The following is a 19,606-nucleotide window of genomic DNA, read 5'->3' as shown; positions in this document are numbered from 1 at the left end:
CGGTGGGTAATTCCCATTAATGAGGATTTTTTAGACAAAAAATGGCATGATGTAGGGATATTATAAGACGAAAAGCTACTATTGATGGTATATGATGAAGAAATCAAGGGCGTATACTCAAAAAACTGTCGATTCGGGACTTGTACATCAAACTATATTGTTTCTTGAGTGCTTCCGACAAAAAGGAATTTTCTATAAGTTTCTCTGTCTGTGAATGTTTTATGGTGAATTTGTTAAGCAGATTATCCACGATACTTTCCGGTAAGCCGATCTTTTCTCCGAATATCTGGAAAGTCTTACCGGTTACTGTCGATTGGATGCCAAAATATTCAGGCTTGGGTGCTGTAAATAATCCCTTATGCAGTGCAAAAATGGTATCATCCACATGGATAAGCGTATTGAGGAGATCGTACGCGGGTGATAACCGGAACTTACCCCGCTTGTCTTCGAGAAGGGAAAAGTTTTTCAAGTGGGCATCTCCGTTACAAAAGACAAAATTGAATAAAAGTAACTCGAAGAACCGTAACTTGTCCACCCGTGGTACAGCGCTATACTTTTCTATAATTTCCGCACAATCTTCATAAGAAAGGTTTGCATATTTGTAATCTGAACCGCCATGCTGTTTTGTCAATCCTCCCAGCGAGGCAAAATCCTCTTTCAGCAGTTTTTTTCCGTCCAGCGTATCGAAGCGACGTATAAAATAGGCGGGAGAACCATCTTCAAAGAAACAAAGTCCGTTGGGTGGCGTAGAGATACCATATACCTGCGAAGCTATTTGCATTGTCAGGTGTTCATTGGCTGGACAGAAGTTCCTGTTCCGAAGGTTATTGGGCACGGGTTTTAAGATAAACGTTCCCTGCTCGTCCGGTTTCGTCATGCGCAGCATGCCGCCATCCACAATGGCCGCATATTTGATCTGTACGCCCGACAGGGAGATTCGTTTGGCATTATCGATAAAAGTATCAATGGTCTCATTCTCGTCGAATCGGGGGTAAGGTAATTTATCAGACACGCCCCGTCCGTCGAAAAGCATCTTCAACGCCTTTTTAGAATATCCCCCAGCACCTTTGCATTCCATCAAAAGAGAAGGACAAATATGGATTATTTTCTCCTTCATCGCTCTACCGGTTTCACAGTGATGGCGCCGATTGTATCGGTATGGGCCGTAGCAGACAAGATGCCGAAATCGTCATTCTCATCGATCCGCAGGTTTCTGGACTGGATCATGCGGTTATCACCCTCCGAAGTCATATTGAAAAATACCGGGAAAAGAAAGGGGCAAGCATATTCCTGCTGGCTCTTGGGCATCGTCAATGAGACAGGAGGGGTATCCGGATCATTATAATAGGTATCATCATAACGGAAAGAATAATGGTTCCGGTCGATTTCCTCCAGGATACCGGCATATTTTCCCTTTATATATACTTTCACCGCTCTACTCATGGCTATCTCTATCTTACAATGATATCAAGTCCCAAAGTGCTTACGATATTGTGTAACACATCAAATCGGGGATTACCCGTACCACGTTCCAGACGTACAAGTGAATTGATACCGACTCCTGCCAAAGCCGACAAGGTAGATTGGTCAATACCGAGTTCCTTACGCCTATCCCGAATCTGTTTTCCGATTTCTGTCAAATTCATAATCAAAACAGTCTGCGTTGAAAATTCACCATTTATAGTGATTTAAGGCAAAAGTAGGATATTATTTTGAAACGAACAAGAAAAAATCACCATATGTAGTGATTTTAGGTTTACCTATGGAAATATTCTCCACTTATGCCTAGTTTTGATAATGTCTTGAACAACCAAACCGGGCAGGGCACAATGTTTCTATCCTTGTATTTATTACATACTTCAGATGTTTTATCTTTAATTTTATTACAAATAATATTGTTTTTATCTTTGTATCTATTACAAAATTGCTATCTTTCAAGCTTATGATAAATTACTTGCCTTATGTTTAATAGGAAAGTTTTATCATCCTTGCGCAGGTAGGCCGATAGTCCATCGCATAAACCCTTAATTCTTATCAAAAGATACTGTTGAATTACCCTCCGGAAAAAGTACACATTGTTCAATGTGCCATACTATTACGCCGAATATTTAGAAAAGATATTAGAATTCTGTTAATTAGAATTGAAGTAGTCAATCTGATTAAATTATCTTCTTTTACAGCCAACAATGGATAATACTTTTTGTCGATTCGTAAAGTAAAATCTTGTCAATTTGTAAAATTCAATTCGTTTTTGACTTTTACTATATCCTGAATAACCAGTCCGGACAGGGTGAAACCGAATACGGCGGTCACTTGTACCATGGTGCCGTTGGTCTGTGCCTTGCGGAAACTGCCATTCTCGTTGGCATCGGACAGAGCCTCTTGTCCGATGTTGGGGAGCCGCTCTTCACTGTAAACGCACAAGATCGGCTTTTGTAGTTTTAGCCCTTTTCGTAGGCGCTCACGTAAGGCTGAGGCCAGTTTGCATCCCCGAACTTTCCAGAATTCGGCGACTTTTATCTGTTGCGGATCTATTTTGAGTGCCGCCCCCATAGAGGAGAAGATGGTGGCATTACTTTGTGCAGCAGTGGTGAGCAGATGTGCTTTATGCCCCAGTGAATCGATAGCATCAATCACATAGTCGTATTGCTCCAAATGAAAGGAAGGGGACGATTCTTCGCTGTAAATCTCCGGGAGAGCGTTGATGGTGGCATGGGGATTGATTTCCTGCAACCGCTTTTTTAGCACTTCCACCTTGAGTTCTCCCACCGTTTGGGTAGTGGCGGGCAGTTGGCGGTTGATATTGGCAGTAGCCACCCTGTCGGAATCGACCATCGTGAGGTGCATGATCCCGCTGCGGATCAACCCTTCGGCACACCAGCTACCGACGCCGCCCACGCCAAAAAGGATCACCTTCTTGGTCGCCAGCGACTGCATCGCTTCCCTGCCGATCAACAGTTCCGTACGGGCAAATAGTTCGTTGTATTCCACTCCCGAGTAAAATTAAAGTTCTATGGTCAAAAATCTTTCATTGGTAGTTGTTTTTCCGGATTTGAATGCTACCCATTCATTCTCCTTGGGCAGGGCATGTAGCTCGTCAACCTCTATTTTTAATTCCGTATTGTCCATATAATAAATGATTGTTTAATAAATTCACAACTCCAATTTCATTTTGCATGGAGTGCAAAATTACTTATATTTTTTGATTTGTAAGGTTATATAGAGTCCCCCAAATTAATGTAAATTTCAGTTATGTATATCAATAAATGTATGTACATTTGTATGTATTATAAAAGTGATATGGAACGAGTATGATAATTGTTCTCACACAATAGCATGACTGAAAGAGAGTTCCACATATCATAAGGGAATAAATAAAACAATCGTATGAAAGTAATCACAACAAGAGAAATAGTCAGGGAGACAAAGACATACTTTGAATTGGCAGAAAAAGAAAGGGTTGTGGTTAAACGAGGTAAGAAATACGTCAATCTTATCGTAACTGATAACCCGGATGACAAGTTTGTCAATGAGGAGTGGATTAACGAATTTATGAACATCCCTGAAGAATATAGGGTGAATCCGTTTGATATAAGCCCGTCCGGGGATTTATTTTTTGCCGACAAGAGAAACCTCGATCGTATAGATAAAGCACGTAAAGGTCAAACAAAACGTCTGTCTGATGATGAAAGGAAAGAACTCTTTAGCTTATGAAAGAAGAAAGAGGATACATTTTAGAATTTACCGAACAGTTCATAGAAGATGTAGAAGTGCATAGGAGAGCGGGAAAGAAATCCATCCTTTCAAAAATCAACACTCTTATAGACGAAATACCATCTCATCCAACAACAGGCATTGGTAAGCCTGAAGCTTTACGTGGTGACAGAAAGGGACAATGGCCGAGACGAATCACATTGTTGCTACTCCTCATCCCCTCATTAAGTGCTTTAGGATGCAGTTGTTCTTTTGCCTGGAATGATTCATTTAGTAGGACTACGAAAAATGCTGAGTTCGTGGCTTTGGTCAAGGTAATTTCATTTGACTCATATCTGGAAGATGAAATTTCAGGTCATGAAGGCAAAATGCCTTATTCAATGACCGTAGAAATAATAAAGAAATACAAGGGCAACGAGAATAGAGATAAGATAAGAATTTACGGAGACAATGGAATATTGTGTCGACCGTACTTGTCTGAGTTTGAAATTGGCGCCTACTACCTTATTGCACCAATTCAATTAAAGGATTCACCCGATAGGGCTTATGAGTTCTTTGTGTGTAGGACTGATTATTTAAAAGTGGACTCTGCTAAAAATAAAGCATTTGGTAATTATTCATTGATTAGGCATGGGATTGCTCTTTCGACATTTGAAAAAAAGCTGAATCGAGGAGATTGGGATTTAGCAATATTAGGGTCAATTATAGTTCTATTAACCATAATCTTGTTAATAGCTCGGAGAAACAAAAAAATGAAATATGTTCTATTTTTCTTTTTTCTAATGTCGTTTCAGGCTTTTGCGACTGAACAGATCCCCGATAAGCTTATCTTTAAAGGGGAAAAATACTATTGGACTGGTCTAAGTCCGGCTTTTATGATATTTAGAGACAAAGGATTTGAAGCTCCCCCTGAAACAGTTTCATCAACAGGTTTGTATAGAAAGTTCATTATGACTTATGTAATAGAAAACGACACATTATACTTATCTGATGTTGAGATATTAGCAAAAAGCAATAAGGTTGACAGTATTCCGATTTCAGCAGGAAAATATGCAACTTATCCGAGAACTGAAATCAAGTCAGTTTTTCACAACTACTTCCCGGGTGAAAAAATGATACCGATGAACATTTACAGTCAAATTCTAATAATACCATATGGGGAGCATTTTTCCTATGTAACTAACGGCTGGTCAAGCATAGCATCTACAAACTATCTAATCTTTGAAATTGAAAATGGGAGGGTAAATAAACAAATTGACTTAACTTTCGAAGAATTAACCGCCTATAAAAAAAGGCAATTCAAAAAATTCCGAAGAAGCACTATGTATAAGCAGGTCAAAAAAGATTTAAAAAATGATTTGGAAGATTTTAATTCCTTTCGGCCGAATGCTGCAAAGTATACAATGGATGAATATCTGCAAGAAATTATTCTTGGATTAATTACTGAATTGAAATAAGAGATTATGCAACTTATTGGAAAGAATAGTTTTTGAAGCAATGACAAAATACATATAGGCATCAATACATTCTCATATTGCTAGAAAAATGTAATGCCTGCCACAAATAACATCACTACAACAAATGGAAAAAGTAAGTAAGATTTTTCAAAGAACTTTCAAAACTTTATTGACAGTTGTTTTTGTTTTGTTGCTTCTGACAAGTTGTAACAACACAATAAATAGAACAGAAAAGACATCAATTCTCAAAGCAGACAGAGAAGCTCCATTGGGTTGGGTTTACTTGATAATTTACCAAGATAGTACGTTTGAATTTACAACGACAGGTATTCGTGCAGACAAAGACGTTTTCAAAGGAAATGTAGAGATTCGTAATGACAGTTTATTTTTTGAATATTCGGACAGTATTCCAAGAGCAGGAAAGACAGCAATTTATAGCGACAGATTTGTCTCATATATTGACGGGGAGTATCCTGAACAGGTAAATATAAGTATGACGAAACTATCCAAATGACAAGAAAAGAGTTACTGCTCTTTCTCACTCAACTCCAGCCAACGCATTGTCTTTTCGTCGATCTGTTCCATTAGTGCAGACAGTCGGTTGGATTTGGTCATCAGCTCCTCTGTGGAGAGGTTGCCGGAGGAGAGTTCATCGGTGATCTGCTCCTTCTCCGCCTCCATCTGTTCGATTTCGTGCTCCAGCGACGCAAATTCCTGCTTCTCCTTGAAGGTGAGTTTTTTATTCTCTTCGTTTTTTTTCCGGTAGGAGGTTGTTTCTTGTGGCGGTGCGGATGCCTTTGCCTCTTCTGCCTCTTTTTTCTCCTTCACCGCTTTCCACTCCCGGTATTGGGTGTAGTTGCCGGGGAAATCCTGGATTTGGGCGTTACCGTGGAAGACCAGCAGGTGATCGACCACCTTGTCCATAAAGTAACGGTCGTGCGAGACGACGATAAGGCATCCCTTGAAGCCGGCAAGATACTCTTCGAGTATGTTCAGGGTGAGGATATCGAGGTCGTTGGTCGGCTCGTCCAGCACCAGAAAATTGGGGTTCTTGATCAGCACGGTGCAGAGGTAGAGCCGCCGTTTCTCTCCCCCGCTGAGCTTATAGACATAATTGTGTTGTTTCTCCGGAGGGAAGAGGAAGTGTTGTAGGAACTGTGAGGCGGTCAGCCGGTGTCCGTCGCCCAGGTCGATCACCTCGGCGATGGCCTGTACCACATCGATCACCTTGGTTTGTTCGTTGAATTGTAGTCCATCCTGACTGTAATAGCCGAAATTGACCGTCTCGCCGATATCGAAGTGACCGCTGTCCGGTTTTTCCACTCCCAGCAACATCTTTACAAAAGTAGATTTCCCGGTACCGTTATTTCCCACGATACCCATTTTTTCGTAGCGGGTGAAGATATAGTTGAATTTTTCGGTGATGCGGATATCGCCAAATCTTTTGCTGACACCCTTGGCTTCGAAGATCTTATTGCCGATATAACTCCCTTTGGCGGCCAGTCGGATATTTTGTTCATCCTTCCTCTGTTGCGCTTTCTCCTCGAGCGAGTAAAATGCGTCGATCCGCGACTTGGCTTTGGTGGCCCTTGCCTGTGGTTGGCGGCGCATCCAGTCCAGTTCCTTCCGCAGCAGGTTACGGGCTTTATCGGTCTCAGCATTCTGCGCCGTCACCCGTTCTTCCCGTTTTTCCAGATAATAGGAGTAGTTGCCTTTATAGGAGAAGATATTCCTTTCATCGATCTCCAGTATCTGGTTGCAAACCCGGTCGAGGAAGTAACGGTCGTGCGTCACCATCAGCAGGCTGATATTGTTGCGGGTGAGATGTTCTTCGAGCCACTCCACCATTTCGAGGTCGAGGTGGTTGGTCGGCTCGTCCATGATTAACAGTTCCGGTTCACTGATCAGTACGTTGGCCAGCGCTACCCGCTTGACTTGTCCCCCCGAAAGCTCGCCTATTTTCTGATGGAAGTCGGTAATTTTTAACTGTGTCAATATCTGCTTGATCCGCTGTTCATAATCCCACGCATGGTGCATATCCATCTGGGCAAGCAGTTCGTCCAGCCCCTCCTGGTTCGAAGCGGCGATCACCTCTTCATAGCGGGCAATTAGCTTCACTATTTCGCTGTCGGTATTGAAACATGTTTCCAGTACGGTCATCTCCGGATTGAAAGTGGGCGACTGGTCCAGATAAGATATCCGGATATCATTGCGGAATACCACCCGTCCACTGTCATAGGGTTCCTTGCCGGAGAGTATATTCAACAGGGTAGTCTTGCCCGATCCGTTTGGGGCGATCAGCCCTATTTTGTCACCTTCCGCGATTCCGAAGGAGATATCATTGAAAAGGAGCAGGTCGCCAAAACTTTTGGTCAGCTTGTCGATTTGAAGAAGTGGAGTGGGCATGCCTTGTCTGATTTTGTACACAAATGTACAAACTATTTCGTTAAGTCGTCCCCTAAAACACCCACCTTAGATAGCTGAAGAAATCGGTGCGGTTGTTTCCATCGATCAGTTCGGTACCACTGCCGATGGTATCGCGGTTGAAATACCGGGTATGCCCCAATTTGACGGAGAAGGAGAGATCCTTCGTGATCGCGTATTTTGTGGAAAAAGCCAACCGGTATCCTTTCCCATAAAACGAGGGCATATAGAAGGTGCTTAAAAGATTCCGTTCGTAGGAATAGAGTCGTGCATCGTAGGTGTCGGCGTTGAACCATGCCAGATAAGCATCTCCCGTTAGCGCTCCTTTCCCCCGGTAACCGATATTTTGGGAGAGCATCCATCCGTTCTCGGCAGGAAAATATTTTTCTTTATAGTATGCCATATCCACAGTAGTACGGAAATTCCACCCGCTCCGGAGATCGTGTGCATATCGGATACGGAATTTGTGGGTGGCATAGGGGAGTACCGATTGGCTTTTGTCGTCCGGCCATGCCATATTCTTCTCCTTCTGCTTGTATTTGTATCTTGCATCCAGGAACGACTGGCGGGATAGGGTGTAGGTCCCTAGGAAATAGAGGTCCACCGCTTTCGATGGAGTATCAATCCCGTATTTCAGCCAAGGAAACCGGGTAAAATCGGCATAGATGGTTGCCAAGAATTTTGGGAGAGGGCGGAATTCCGTACCGATATACAATCCCTGTTCGTTTTGCACGCTGCTTCCTTCCGAGAATGCCTGGGCATAGAGGGCATTATAAGAGATGGGGTAATATCTGTGTAATAGTGAAAACGAGAGGTTTGCTGAAAAACGGTACTGCAGGGTGTTCAAAGTGGCGACCGCTCCGTTTTTAGCGATGGCCGTCTCACCGGCAAAGATCAATCCCGGAAGTTGATAGGAGTAATCAATGCTTACGTTGATATTGGAAGAATCCCGCAGGTAGTAAAGATTATAATCCCTGGGTGTGGGATTGTACATCCTGTTGTATTGGTGGTATAGTCCGCTCACGCCTAATTGCAGACGGTCTTTCCGGAAGTTGATATTGGCACCGGTTACCTGCTCCCGTGTATTTTTTCTCTTCTCCATCTCCAGGGGAGTACGATGGAGTCCGTCCACCTTGAAGGAGGTGATATCACCTTCGTTCGACAGGTTGGTGTCGATCCGTTTATTGGAATAAAAAGCGGTGATGGAGAAGTCACCGATCTCCACCACTGCCGCGGCTCCCCTGAAAAAGCCGTTTTCGGCGGTGGAGAAATGGCGTTTGGGTTGTAGCGTGCGACGGGCAATATTGCCGGTACTCCATGATTTACTGATCATGAAGTCGTTGTTCAGCACCAGTCCCTGCCCAAAAGAAAGGCGATAGTCCCCGAGAGCGATCGTTTTTATTTTTCCTATGTCATTGATGATCAGGTGGACGCCGTAATGATCATATCCTCTTAGCGAATCCGGCCTGAAGAATGGTTCTCCGGCATCTTTTTCGGCTGTGATACCCATCTGTACTTTATTCCTGTAGCGGAATGAATAGCGGAGGGAAGTGTAAAAATCTTCTCCGAGATATTTCCGGTTAGGATAGCGCCGGAGGATACTGTCTGAAAAATGTCCGTAGCCGGCACGCCGTGTGAGTGTCTTGTCGAAACGGAATTGAGTTTCGTGGCGTCCGTACTTCAGTATGTCGGTCGTCTGTACCCGGATTTGGCGCTTTTCGGTTTCTTCTGGCTGAAAAAAGGGCATTATCATTTCAATGGTTTTGATATCGAGTTGTGGTACGTTTCTCAACTCGAAGAGTGTATAAACAGGGCGGTTCTTCTCCAGGAATCTGAAGATAGCATCCGCCTCTTCCATCGAGAGCAACGGAAAATTTTCGAGTTGTTCACGGGTGACGGTGTTCAGGTTCATTGGATTATTCTCTAGTTGCAGCAGTTCTTCATACATATTTTCAATGGCGGCTTCGTTCATTTCTTCCTCTGCCAATTGTTCCACAAACATCCGCCAGTCCTCATACTGCGCCTGAACTGTATGGGTGTGTCCTATGAACATGACAAGGAGAAAGATGGAGAGATAGTTTTTCATACGATTGAGAAATTAGACATTTAGACACAAAACATTTAGACACAAGACATTTAGACACAAGACATTTAGATATAAGACTTTTAGATATAAGACAATTAGATGCAAGACAATTAGATGCAAGACTTTTAGATGCAAGACAATTAGATGCAAGACAATTAGATGCAAGACTTTTAGACACAGGAATCAAGACATAATGGTTGTTATGCTTGTTTCATTTAGTGTAAAGTTATTATGCCGTATTATTTGTTAATTCCCTATTCTGTGGGCCGCTGTAAAGCAACCCACGCCACCCCCTGTTCTGCGCTTCTTTTCATTTGGTTGAACTCCGGCAAACTTGTAAATTGTATCAATTCCTACAAAAATAGCAGTTTTTTCTCTTATTTCCTAAATATTTGATTTTTAATTGATAAGATATCATTTTTGTACGTAGTGACCTTATTTATGCGGCATTTTGCGTCTATTATTTGATATTTTTGATCAAAATGTTTATAATTTGTTTGTTTTATAATCTTTTTGATTATCTTTGCAGCGTATAAACATTAAAAAGATTTTATTTTTATTCTTTTAATTTCAAAAAGATTATTCATTTTGGTTTTAGGTTACAAATAGATTAAAGATTGTAGGTTATTCATTTAAAAAGAGAAGTATGAAAAAAATTAAATTGTTTATTGTTCTTTTTTCTGTATTGAATGTGGTAAGCGGGATCAAAGCCCAGGAAGTGACTGTCTCTGCAGGAGCAGATATTGTAAGTTCATATATCTGGCGTGGCTTGTATTGTGGTCCTGCTTCCGTGCAACCGGGCATTTCATTGTCAGCCGGTAACTTTTCACTCGGAGCATGGGGTTCAACGAGTTTTAACAGTAGCTGGAGAGAATTGGACCTATATGCCGGTTATTCGCTGGGTAATTTTTCAGTGCTGGTGACAGACTATTTCTTTCCCCGTGATCTTCCTGCAGGTGAGGGTAGTAGCTATTTCGATTATTCGGAACACGTTTTCGAAGCTACATTAGGTTACTCGTTTGGAGAATCACTACCGCTCTCGTTGGCATGGAACACCAATTTTGCAGGCGACGACGATCATTCTTCCTATTTTGAAGCGAGTTACTCCATCCCGGTCGGGAGTGTCAATCTGGACCTGATATTGGGAGGGACTCCCTGGGCAGGTGCCTATTCCGACGGATTTGCATTGATCAATGCGTCGGTAAAAGCGAGCAAGGAGATCAGCATTACCGATTCCTATTCACTACCGGTCTTCACCCAGGCAATTTTGAATCCAGATACGAAGGATGTCTTCCTGGTGTTCGGGGTGAGTTTTTAAAGAGAATATTTAATAATTATAACAAACGCTCAAGAGATATTGAATCTGCGCACACATGTACAAAAATATGACTAGACTGTCTTGGCTCTTGTGTCCAATTGTCTTGCATCTAGTTGTCTTATATCTAAGAATCTTGTGTCTTGATTCTTGTGTCTGGGCTCTAATTTCAATCGTATGAAAAAAATCGAAGCTATTATCCGCAAATCAAAGTTCGACGAAGTTCGGGCTGCATTGCATGAAGCTGACATCGATTTCCTCTCATGGTGGGGAGTGAAGGGTCAGGGAACTGCAAAACAAGGTCTTATTTTCAGAGGGATCGCCTACGATGTCAATGCCATCGAACGAGTATTTATCTCTTTCGTAGTCAGGGAGGTGAACGTGCAGAAATCGATCGATGCCATCCTGAAATCCGCTTATACGGGCGAAAGTGGCGACGGCCGGATTTTTGTCTCCTCCATTGAGCAATCGATCCGTATCCGTACAGGCGATCATGGGGACGAATCATTGTATGACAAAAAGTAGAAGGATGCCTGAAATTTCTGAAAGATAGACTTGATTAAATAACAATTAGATAGATTATGAAACATAAAATAATAAAATATGCAATGATGCTTTCTGCATTGTTGGCCATACCAACGATTGCTTTTTCACAGGAGAGTGCGGAGCCGGCCCTGAACAGCGGTGATACGGCCTGGATCATAGTAGCTACTATCCTTGTAATGATGATGACTATTCCCGGATTGGCCCTGTTTTATGGGGGATTGGTGCGCCGGAAGAATGTATTGAGTGTTTTGATGCAGTGCCTTATCCTCACTGCTGTCATTATTATCGAATGGGTGGCGATCGGTTACAGCCTCGCCTTTACCTCTGTAGAAGGAGGATTGAATGCTTTTATTGGTGGTTTCGATAAGATATTCCTGCAAGGTGTAGGGATCAATGACCTGCTCGAAGGTTATGGCATTCCTGAACTTTTGTTTGTCTCTTTTCAGGGTATGTTCGCTGTTATTACTCCGGCTTTGATCGTGGGTGCATTTGCCGAACGTATCAAGTTCAGCGGATTCCTGCTGTTCTCTGTCTTGTGGGCGTTGGTGATCTACAATCCGCTTGCCCATTGGGTATGGGGTGGCGGCTGGATCGGCGAAATGGGAGCCATTGATTTTGCAGGTGGTACTGTGGTGCATATCAATGCCGGGGTGTCGGCATTGGTGATGGCTGTCCTTCTCGGAAAAAGAAAAGGGTGGAATGTGAGAGGGGCTGCCCCTATTACTCCGCACAATGTGCCGTTTGTGGTGATCGGAACTGCTTTGCTGTGGCTGGGATGGTTAGGATTTAACGGCGGAAGCGGTCTGGCGGCGGACGGGTTGTCGGCAAGCGCTTTACTGGTTACGAATATAGCTGCAGCAGCTGCGGCGCTGACATGGACTGCGCTCGACTGGGTTATCAACAAAAAACCGACTGTAGTCGGCTTTTGTACGGGCGTAGTAGCAGGGTTGGTCGCTATTACACCTGCTGCCGGCTCTTCCGGCGTTTTGGGTGCTTTTGTCATCGGACTGGTTGCCGGCTTGGTTTGCTTCTTTATGGTGGCATATGTGAAGCCCAAGTTGGGTTACGATGACTCTCTGGATGCTTTTGGCGTGCATGGCATCGGAGGTATTATCGGTTCTCTCCTGATTGGGATCTTTGCCACACAGGCGATCACCGGCGAAGGGGGTGCACAGGGAGCGCTTTACGGCGATTGGAACCAGTTGTGGATCCAGGTCGTGGCGACCGTAGCCACCATCGCATTCAGCGCAATCATGACATGGATACTGTTCAAGATCGTGGATAGTATGGTCGGCATCAGGGCCACTCCAGAGAGTGAATCGGTCGGACTCGATATCTACGAACATGGTGAAATAGCCTATGAATAGAGCCTTTGAGTTCTAGCTCTCTTTCCGGTATATAAGGCTGTCCTGGTGTGAAGTTCAACTTCACTCCAAGATAGCCTTCTTTGATTTTACAGCCCGCTTTTCAGCAGGGATTTTGCATCTCTGACATTTTGACTATTTTTCGTGTTTCCTGTATCATAATTATATGGCTGTCGTATTTGGCCGAAATGGTAAATTTAGACGGATCATCCAGTTGGTAGACACGCGTGCCCGGTATGGTTGCCTCTCGCGCTTGTGAACTGGGTATCGTAACCCTTTCCGAGAAAGACGAGATGAAGAATAATCATAAAAGCGACCTCATATAAGGTCGCTTCTACGAAATTGGTTATATCTTCTCAAGACTATTTACTCTTTTTACATTCTTGTCTGATGAAAATTAATACTCCCATATACTTTATTCAGTGAGTTTTTTTTGATAGTGTTACTTGTGGTTTCTGTAGTTGTGTTTATAATTACATTCAATACCCAACGCCTATCTGGATCAACTGCATTCACAGGATTATTTACGACATACACATATGGGGAGAAAGGATAATACTTCTCTGCCAGCGAGTCGACCGTAAATCACCTTCCCAGTGCCACATCGTAGTGCCTCGCACCGTAATCATACATGTCCAGCCCGAACTCCCGGTCGAACTCCTTGCCATTGTATCATCTGACGGAACAACAACAAAAATCTCGCCATATCAGCAAACTATATATGCCTTCCCTCGTTTTCCCAAAACTATTCCGCCTCTATTTTCCATCGAGATAGTTTGAGATTTCTGTTTTACTTTGTCTTCTCTCTGATAAATTTTCATACCAATAGATTTAAAATTTATCTCACCATTCATAAGTTCTATTTTCCATCATATTCCCTGGAAAAGTTTGGTAAATAACTAATATTTCGGGGAATGTTTGGGTTAGAACGCTCTATATTGTCTATAATCAATTCTATATTAGTTGATATATCTATATTTAAATCCCATACATTTTCAAAAATAAGTGTGGATGGAAATACAACAAAAGAATAGTAATCATCATTTTCTTCTTTAATCCATTCTTCAATATAATCAATATCAACTAACAGTTCGTTATTCTCTATATTAAACCCAAAACCATATATTTTACAATCATGAAATACAAGGTCTTCAAGAGCAACTTTATTTCCAATAAAAGCATTTTTATTCATCATTTATATCTTTTAGGTAATTCATCTTTTCTAGCTGGCCTGACATCTTTCCCTTTCTCATGGACATGGGGAGTTGGAACCTCTTGACCTGATTTATTTTTGTGACTGGCACCTCTTGCATCAACCCTCTTTACTTCATCAAAACCACTTGGATTTTGAGGATTTCTCTTATATGTAGCGGTATTTGTAATACTGCCATCAGCATCTCTTTTGAATGTAGAGTGGTCACCTTGTACTCCAGAGTCCGGTTTCAACTTATTTTGCCTCTTCCTTCAGAAGAACTTGATTACGAAACCCTTCCTTTCTGATCGTTCAAGTTTTTCGACCCGGATGCGGCCATTATGCTTCCGTGTGCTACCATGGCTGCTCCTTGAACAGTCTGGGCAACTCCTCCTGCTACTACAGTTGTAGAAGTGCCACCTGAAGGACCTTCTGCTGCAAGCCCTACTACAACCACTTGTACTCCTTTTGCAGCGTTTGCCGCTCCTCCCATCATTTCTGCAGAGCCAAAAAGGACACTTGCCATATCTCCAATATCCTGACCTCTGTTGAAATCTGCAGCATTATTAATACCATGAGTAGCAGATGAACGGAAATCAAATCCTGAGGCATTATCTATCACCGCAACAAGAAAACCTTTCACTGCATCTCGCCAGTCGTTTCCATCCGGATCGATAAATCTTACAGGATTGTTGGCAAACATACTGTAAGGACTAAGTCCATAATAGTTTTCAGCGTGAGGGTCTAACGTGGTTGTAATTCCTAAATCCGCCATGTACTGGCGCCAGTGGAAGTCATACATATCAATTCCCATTTCCCGGTCGAGTTCCTTGCCGTTGTACCTGTAGGGCTGGTTCACGGTCTGCATCCCTTCCCCGAACAGTCCTCCGAAGGGATGGTAATGGTTCACTTCCTTTACCGATCCGCTCTGGTCGATCACCACACGGTTGTTGCCCTGGTGGTCCTTCAGGAAATAATGATATGTCCCGGAATCGTCCAACGGCATGTATCCTTCCTCCGTAACAGTTTACTCGGCGTGCCGTTATTGTAAACCTTGTTGCCCACATACTCCCTGCTGGCGGTGGTGGTCGTTCCCGACTTGTAAACTACGCTTAGTTTACCTGTCATAGCCATAGGTGACGGACTTATTGCCCGACATGGTGATGACTTTCGGCAAATTTAATTCATGATACGTTATGGAGGTAAAAACTTGGAGTAAAATTTAATCTTCCAGATTATTGAATTTTATTTATATTCCACACTGAGTTCTTTGATTCTCGTTCTGCATAATACCCCATCCTCATAGAGGTAACTGCTAATACCGTTGGATCTAAATTGATTATTTCCTCTAAAGAAACAACACAGTAATCGTCTTCACTAATATCTTCTATTCCTAAAAATTCCCAAGCACCATCTTCTTTATAATGATACACATATAGTATTGGACAATTATTGTCTAATACATATTTTGTTGTAAAAACAGCAGTATTAAGACTATCTATAAATTCCTTTTTTTGCATCTTTATCTGTTCCCTTTCTTTAAGTTTTCTTCTTTTGAAAGTACTTGCATATTAGAGCTTTCATTAGTTCCTCCTTTTGACCTAGGGTTAATATGATCTACTTCTGCCTGGTTCATATCAGCTTTTCTCCCCTTAGTACTTTTTGAAGGAGGATTTAATAGTCTACCATCTCCATCACTTCTCAACACTCCATTGTTTTGCTCTTTATTTTTTTCCAATATCTTTTGACGCTGAGATGGTGTTGTCTTCTTTCCAGATCCGACATTCTTTGGGTTTGGAATATTATCATATTTCCCAGAAACCCTTCCCTCATTTGTAGTCAAACTTTTTATTGCAGTGGTAACTGTCCCAGCTCCATGCGCTACTTCCAGAATACTAGCAGCCGCCACTGGAACTCCAACAACGGTTGCAGTTCCTCCGCTTCCGACAGTGACAGCTGCCCCTCCTATTGCTCCTACACTTCCGTTAATAATCTCTCCTGATCCAATAGCAATACTAATAATATCACCCGTTGCTCGTCCAGCATTATAGTGATCAGCATTGGAAACTGACACGGAATTTGGAGAAGACGATAATACTCCCAGAGATATATTATGTACAACTGCATCAACGGTTCCTCGAATAAAATCCCACACATCCCTTCCGTCAGGGTCAATATACCTAATAGTATCTCTCTACGCGGATTAAAAGCACGATTATTTAAGGTCAGTTCTTTTTTACCGTAACTAACTTTCAATTCAGTGTCTTTATACTGTCGGTCTAATATGTGGATTTTAACGCAACCCATTCTTTTTTAGGCAACAAGGATGTACAAAGTTACTAAAATAGTTCGGATACGCGCGCACAAAAAAAGGGATTTTTTTCTAATCCCTTTCCCCGCAAGTCGTAAGCCGTTTTCTAACGGTTTGCAATATGGGTGTAAACTTGGGTGCTTACAAGCGAAGAATGCCCCAAAAATCGGGCAATGCTCTCTATGTCCATTCCTTTCTGCAACAGGTGGGTGGCTATGGAGTGCCTTAAAACGTGGAAGTAAAGGCGTTTCTGCCGTATTTCGGGGTTGTCGGTTGCCCGCTGTACCTATTTTTTAGAGGCAGAGTTACTTCCTTTCATCAAACAAATAAAGCCCACTAAATAGCAGGCTTTATTGTTTAGCTAATCAAAATTCAACAGGAATAGTCCTTTCGTGAGGGTCAGGTTTAGTTTCAGACCAACCTGAACCTTGCCATTTCAATATTAATGATGATTTATTAAAATAGATGCTATCAATACAATCCGCTTTAAAAGTTGCTTGACACATATTTGTTTCTTTTACATCCATAATTTGTCCTGTGAGATAATTCTCTACACGTATGAAAATGGTATCATTATCAGTAGGAATATATGCTATAAGATGTTTTTTTAAATCATTTGCTAATACAAAATCATAAACTTTTTCTGTCGCATCCATTTTGAGAGGTAAAAAGACATAGTAAACACATGAAGTCCCACAACTTTGAGATAATAATATGCAATTCTCATCAACTTCTAATAATCCTAAAACTCCACTACCTAAAACTTCAAACTTTTTCTTAGATGTGTTTGTTATAAAATTATTGCCCCATTCAATACTGTAAATAGAGTCTCCTTGTAGATGGTATGCAATAAAAGAATTTCCGACACATTCTTTTATTATTGTATCCCTCAAACCAACATTCCATTGTTGTTGAATGGGTATTGATTCTGTTTGATTATTTTTTTTCATACCATGACATGATAACAGTAGGAAAAAGAAACAAATTCCAATAATATTTATTTTAGTTTCCATAACCCCTTAATTCCTCTATGATTAATGTCTAATGTTATTTTCTGCATTTTAGAATTTTTGTCATAAAATGTAGAACTTGCTGAATTATAAAAAATAACGCCTTTCCCGATATTACTTGTCCCTGAATTAGCTTTTATAGATGCCCCAACACTGCTTCTCCATGCATTTGTCTCTTTATCATTTTTGTAAATATAATCTTGGGGATTACTAAATACATTATTTGAACCATTACCCGATTTTGAAATGTCATAAAATTTTTTGATGATGCCTGAATAAGTTCCATCTGCTTTCTCATACCCACTTTTCATTTGAGACCTATTATAAATTGATTCAGCAACAATCGCTTTTGCATTATCATCTCCACCTCTCATCTCTGCATATACAGCTCGCATCATATACCCAAGTTCGCTATCCATAGATACTTCACTTGAATTAGATTTTAGTTGGTCAACATGATTCTCCGCTAATGTCCCTCCCCAATTTACATTAGTATTCTCTGTTCGGGCTACTTTATCTTCATTAAGTATATATACTTTTCCATCATCAATTCCATCCGTTCCCAAAAAAGTTCCTTGTCTATCATAAAAATCCCCATATTCTCTCCCATCAGGGTCGATGTATCTAACAGGATTATTGGCCACATACACATACGGAGAAATGAAATAGTACTTCTCCGCCAGCGGATCCACCGTGAACCACCTACCAAGGACCGCATCGTAGTGGCGTGCACCATAGTCATACATGTCCAGCCCGAACTCGCGGTCGAGTTCCTTGCCGTTGTACTTGTAGCGCTGGATGGAAGGCTGTACCCCGTCGCCGAACAGGCCGCCGAACGGGTAGTAGTGGTTCACCTCCTGCACCGCACCGCCCTGGCTGATCACCACCCGGTTGTTGCCCTGGTGGTCCTTCAGGTAGTAATAGTACACCGGCGTGCCCGAAACCGTGGCGTAGCCCTCATCCGTCAGCACAATGCCCAACGTGCCGTTATTGTATACCTTGTTGCCCACATAGTCCCTGCTGGTCGTGGTCGTCGTCCCCGACTTGTAAACTGCGCTCAGCTTACGTCCAGCCGCGTCATAACCATAGGTAACCGACTTGTTACCCGACAGGGTGATAACTTTTGGCAAATTTAATTCATTATACGTTATCGAGGTGATATTCCTGTTTAAATCTTTGGTGATATTTCCATTGGTGTCGTAGGTGTACTCGTCGGCTACATTGGCCCCGTCCACGAAGTGGAAGGCACCCTGATAGGTGATCGGCGTTGCGACCGCATCGGTAACCTTGGTCAGCCTGTTCCCGGTGTAGGTATAGGTGAGGTTGTCGATTTCCCCGTACCCGCTGTCGAGCCTGCCCCGCCGCACCAGTGTCCTGATATTTCCCATCCTGTCGTTATATGTCATGGCCTCGTTGTAGTTGTTCAGGTTTGAAGTGATGTTCGCGCCTTCCCCGTAGGTGGCGGCCGTGAGCCGGTCCAGACCGTCGTAGGTGAACTTGTACCCCCGTTCCACGGTTTCACTGCCCGACTTCCATTTCATGGCGCTGATATTGCCGTTGTACCGGGGAGCTGAGGGGCTAAGCCCATTGACTGGGGCATTGTATACCAGCGTCTGGTTGAACTTCGTGGCACTTATCTGGCTTAACCAACTCCGTATGTTGTAGGAATAGGTGGAAGTCTCCGATCCGATTTTTTTGGTTTTTATCCTTCCTATATCGTCGTAGGTGTAGGAGGCCAACATGGCCTGTGCCGTGTTGGGCGATAGCCTGTGCTTCACGTCCTGCAACCTTTCAGCGGGATTTGTTGCCGGATCGCCATAATTGTAGTAATAAGTTTCCACCCGGGTGGTGCTGCTCGTGGCCGAATGCACGAGCATCCGTTGTTTCACTTTGCCGGAAAAGGTGTACGTGAAGTATTCGTTGTCATATCCCCCGAGGTGGTTCGACGAGTGCTGCTGTACGATCCTGCCCCTGTGGTCGTAGTATATGGCCGAGACGGTAAATTTGGCGGGATCATCCAGTTGGTAGACACGCGTGCCTGTCAGATTTCCCCGGGTGCTTGTGAATTGGGCGTCATACCCTTTGCCAAGAAAAATAAGGCTGTCCTTATTCGCGGTCATGGTCATGTTGAGGAAAGCATAGTCGTCGTAGTAGTTGACCGTCATCAACTTTATGGTTCCTGTCAGG

The 19,606-nt window shown here is 42.7% G+C and carries 21 protein-coding genes and 1 pseudogene; 6 read left to right on the top strand and 16 right to left on the bottom strand.

Translation table 11 applies throughout. The features are described 5' to 3' along the window. Window positions 1-103: 103 nt before the first annotated feature. The 5 genes from VB073_RS00110 to VB073_RS00090 form a co-directional block, all read right to left on the bottom strand. The gene (locus VB073_RS00110; RefSeq protein ID WP_323402100.1) at window positions 104-1,117 is read right to left on the bottom strand and encodes a HipA domain-containing protein; all 1,014 of its coding nucleotides are present in this window, start codon (window positions 1,115-1,117) and stop codon (window positions 104-106) included. Further along, a complete protein-coding gene (locus VB073_RS00105) occupies window positions 1,114-1,443 on the bottom strand; it encodes a HipA N-terminal domain-containing protein (RefSeq protein ID WP_323402099.1) in 330 nt (109 codons plus the stop codon). The genes VB073_RS00110 and VB073_RS00105 overlap by 4 nt, the downstream gene beginning before the upstream one ends. Before the next feature lie 8 nt (window positions 1,444-1,451). After that, window positions 1,452-1,646, bottom strand: a complete 195-nt coding sequence (locus tag VB073_RS00100) for a helix-turn-helix domain-containing protein (RefSeq protein ID WP_323402098.1) — start codon at window positions 1,644-1,646, stop codon at window positions 1,452-1,454. Between the two features lie 580 nt (window positions 1,647-2,226). Further along, entirely contained in the window at window positions 2,227-2,991 is a 765-nt protein-coding gene (locus VB073_RS00095) for a tRNA threonylcarbamoyladenosine dehydratase (RefSeq protein WP_323402097.1), read from the bottom strand. Between the two features lie 12 nt (window positions 2,992-3,003). Then, on the bottom strand, window positions 3,004-3,129 hold the full coding sequence (locus tag VB073_RS00090) for a hypothetical protein (protein WP_323402096.1): 126 nt from the start codon (window positions 3,127-3,129) through the stop codon (window positions 3,004-3,006). A 258-nt stretch (window positions 3,130-3,387) separates the two neighbouring features. On the opposite strand from VB073_RS00090, the gene VB073_RS00085 reads away from it, so the two are divergent. The 3 genes from VB073_RS00085 to VB073_RS00075 all read left to right on the top strand — a co-directional run bounded on the left by VB073_RS00085 (window position 3,388) and on the right by VB073_RS00075 (window position 5,685). Beyond that, the gene (locus tag VB073_RS00085) at window positions 3,388-3,714 is read left to right on the top strand and encodes a hypothetical protein (protein ID WP_323402095.1); all 327 of its coding nucleotides are present in this window, start codon (window positions 3,388-3,390) and stop codon (window positions 3,712-3,714) included. After that, the gene (locus VB073_RS00080; protein WP_323402094.1) at window positions 3,711-5,171 is read left to right on the top strand and encodes a type II toxin-antitoxin system YoeB family toxin; all 1,461 of its coding nucleotides are present in this window, start codon (window positions 3,711-3,713) and stop codon (window positions 5,169-5,171) included. The genes VB073_RS00085 and VB073_RS00080 overlap by 4 nt, the downstream gene beginning before the upstream one ends. Before the next feature lie 124 nt (window positions 5,172-5,295). Then, window positions 5,296-5,685: a hypothetical protein gene (locus tag VB073_RS00075; RefSeq protein WP_323402093.1), complete on the top strand. Its 390-nt coding sequence runs from the start codon at window positions 5,296-5,298 to the stop codon at window positions 5,683-5,685. A gap of 11 nt (window positions 5,686-5,696) precedes the next feature. Here VB073_RS00075 and VB073_RS00070 read toward each other — a convergent pair whose 3' ends face one another. Beyond that, window positions 5,697-7,577 (bottom strand): ABC-F family ATP-binding cassette domain-containing protein, encoded by a 1,881-nt coding sequence (locus VB073_RS00070; protein WP_323402197.1) that lies wholly within the window; start codon window positions 7,575-7,577, stop codon window positions 5,697-5,699. 52 nt (window positions 7,578-7,629) lie between these two features. Beyond that, window positions 7,630-9,681, bottom strand: a complete 2,052-nt coding sequence (locus VB073_RS00065; protein ID WP_323402092.1) for a ComEA family DNA-binding protein — start codon at window positions 9,679-9,681, stop codon at window positions 7,630-7,632. A 646-nt stretch (window positions 9,682-10,327) separates the two neighbouring features. Here VB073_RS00065 and VB073_RS00060 point away from each other — a divergent pair. From VB073_RS00060 to VB073_RS00050, 3 genes are all read left to right on the top strand, one after another. Next, window positions 10,328-10,999, top strand: coding sequence for a TorF family putative porin (locus VB073_RS00060; protein ID WP_323402091.1), 672 nt, complete (start codon window positions 10,328-10,330; stop codon window positions 10,997-10,999). A gap of 174 nt (window positions 11,000-11,173) precedes the next feature. Then, window positions 11,174-11,521, top strand: coding sequence for a P-II family nitrogen regulator (locus tag VB073_RS00055; RefSeq protein ID WP_323402090.1), 348 nt, complete (start codon window positions 11,174-11,176; stop codon window positions 11,519-11,521). A gap of 56 nt (window positions 11,522-11,577) precedes the next feature. Continuing rightward, the gene (locus VB073_RS00050) at window positions 11,578-12,909 is read left to right on the top strand and encodes an ammonium transporter (protein WP_323402089.1); all 1,332 of its coding nucleotides are present in this window, start codon (window positions 11,578-11,580) and stop codon (window positions 12,907-12,909) included. An 856-nt stretch (window positions 12,910-13,765) separates the two neighbouring features. Here the strand turns inward: VB073_RS00050 and VB073_RS00045 are convergent. From VB073_RS00045 to VB073_RS00005, 9 genes and pseudogenes are all read right to left on the bottom strand, one after another. Beyond that, window positions 13,766-14,101 carry a hypothetical protein gene (locus VB073_RS00045; RefSeq protein ID WP_323402088.1) on the bottom strand — a complete coding sequence of 112 codons (336 nt, stop codon included), beginning with the start codon at window positions 14,099-14,101 and terminating at the stop codon, window positions 13,766-13,768. After that, window positions 14,098-14,355 (bottom strand): annotated as a pseudogene (locus tag VB073_RS00040) (polymorphic toxin type 24 domain-containing protein); the annotation flags it as partial. The gene VB073_RS00045 and the pseudogene VB073_RS00040, both read right to left, overlap by 4 nt. 29 nt (window positions 14,356-14,384) lie before the next feature. Beyond that, window positions 14,385-15,104, bottom strand: coding sequence for an RHS repeat-associated core domain-containing protein (locus VB073_RS00035; RefSeq protein WP_323402087.1), 720 nt, complete (start codon window positions 15,102-15,104; stop codon window positions 14,385-14,387). Further along, window positions 15,065-15,232: a hypothetical protein gene (locus VB073_RS00030; RefSeq protein WP_323402086.1), complete on the bottom strand. Its 168-nt coding sequence runs from the start codon at window positions 15,230-15,232 to the stop codon at window positions 15,065-15,067. Before VB073_RS00030 ends, VB073_RS00035 begins: the two co-directional genes overlap by 40 nt. A gap of 101 nt (window positions 15,233-15,333) precedes the next feature. After that, complete coding sequence (locus VB073_RS00025; protein ID WP_323402085.1) at window positions 15,334-15,618, bottom strand: hypothetical protein; 285 nt, start codon at window positions 15,616-15,618, stop codon at window positions 15,334-15,336. Window positions 15,619-15,620: 2 nt separating this feature from the next. Continuing rightward, window positions 15,621-16,253, bottom strand: coding sequence for an HNH endonuclease signature motif containing protein (locus VB073_RS00020; protein WP_323402084.1), 633 nt, complete (start codon window positions 16,251-16,253; stop codon window positions 15,621-15,623). A gap of 262 nt (window positions 16,254-16,515) precedes the next feature. Beyond that, entirely contained in the window at window positions 16,516-16,611 is a 96-nt protein-coding gene (locus VB073_RS00015) for a hypothetical protein (RefSeq protein ID WP_323402083.1), read from the bottom strand. Between the two features lie 163 nt (window positions 16,612-16,774). After that, the gene (locus tag VB073_RS00010) at window positions 16,775-17,422 is read right to left on the bottom strand and encodes a hypothetical protein (RefSeq protein ID WP_323402082.1); all 648 of its coding nucleotides are present in this window, start codon (window positions 17,420-17,422) and stop codon (window positions 16,775-16,777) included. Next, window positions 17,407-19,606: RHS repeat-associated core domain-containing protein (locus tag VB073_RS00005; protein WP_323402081.1), on the bottom strand; the 2,200-nt coding region annotated here is incomplete at its 5' end. The genes VB073_RS00005 and VB073_RS00010, both read right to left, overlap by 16 nt.

Source organism: Proteiniphilum sp. (genome assembly GCF_034927365.1).
In the GTDB taxonomy this organism is placed as follows: Bacteria; Bacteroidota; Bacteroidia; order Bacteroidales; family Dysgonomonadaceae; genus Proteiniphilum.
Note: the sequence above shows the minus strand (reverse complement) of the source record. Positions and strands in the feature narration are given on the sequence as shown.

Coding starts and splice junctions, on each gene's coding strand:
- VB073_RS00110 (WP_323402100.1), bottom strand. CDS start 1,117: ATGAAGGAGAAAATAATCCATATTTGTCCTTCTCTTTTGATGGAATGC.
- VB073_RS00105 (WP_323402099.1), bottom strand. CDS start 1,443: ATGAGTAGAGCGGTGAAAGTATATATAAAGGGAAAATATGCCGGTATC.
- VB073_RS00100 (WP_323402098.1), bottom strand. CDS start 1,646: ATGAATTTGACAGAAATCGGAAAACAGATTCGGGATAGGCGTAAGGAA.
- VB073_RS00090 (WP_323402096.1), bottom strand. CDS start 3,129: ATGGACAATACGGAATTAAAAATAGAGGTTGACGAGCTACATGCCCTG.
- VB073_RS00085 (WP_323402095.1), top strand. CDS start 3,388: ATGAAAGTAATCACAACAAGAGAAATAGTCAGGGAGACAAAGACATAC.
- VB073_RS00080 (WP_323402094.1), top strand. CDS start 3,711: ATGAAAGAAGAAAGAGGATACATTTTAGAATTTACCGAACAGTTCATA.
- VB073_RS00075 (WP_323402093.1), top strand. CDS start 5,296: ATGGAAAAAGTAAGTAAGATTTTTCAAAGAACTTTCAAAACTTTATTG.
- VB073_RS00070 (WP_323402197.1), bottom strand. CDS start 7,577: ATGCCCACTCCACTTCTTCAAATCGACAAGCTGACCAAAAGTTTTGGC.
- VB073_RS00065 (WP_323402092.1), bottom strand. CDS start 9,681: ATGAAAAACTATCTCTCCATCTTTCTCCTTGTCATGTTCATAGGACAC.
- VB073_RS00060 (WP_323402091.1), top strand. CDS start 10,328: ATGAAAAAAATTAAATTGTTTATTGTTCTTTTTTCTGTATTGAATGTG.
- VB073_RS00055 (WP_323402090.1), top strand. CDS start 11,174: ATGAAAAAAATCGAAGCTATTATCCGCAAATCAAAGTTCGACGAAGTT.
- VB073_RS00050 (WP_323402089.1), top strand. CDS start 11,578: ATGAAACATAAAATAATAAAATATGCAATGATGCTTTCTGCATTGTTG.
- VB073_RS00045 (WP_323402088.1), bottom strand. CDS start 14,101: ATGATGAATAAAAATGCTTTTATTGGAAATAAAGTTGCTCTTGAAGAC.
- VB073_RS00035 (WP_323402087.1), bottom strand. CDS start 15,104: ATGCCGTTGGACGATTCCGGGACATATCATTATTTCCTGAAGGACCAC.
- VB073_RS00030 (WP_323402086.1), bottom strand. CDS start 15,232: ATGGCTATGACAGGTAAACTAAGCGTAGTTTACAAGTCGGGAACGACC.
- VB073_RS00025 (WP_323402085.1), bottom strand. CDS start 15,618: ATGCAAAAAAAGGAATTTATAGATAGTCTTAATACTGCTGTTTTTACA.
- VB073_RS00010 (WP_323402082.1), bottom strand. CDS start 17,422: ATGGAAACTAAAATAAATATTATTGGAATTTGTTTCTTTTTCCTACTG.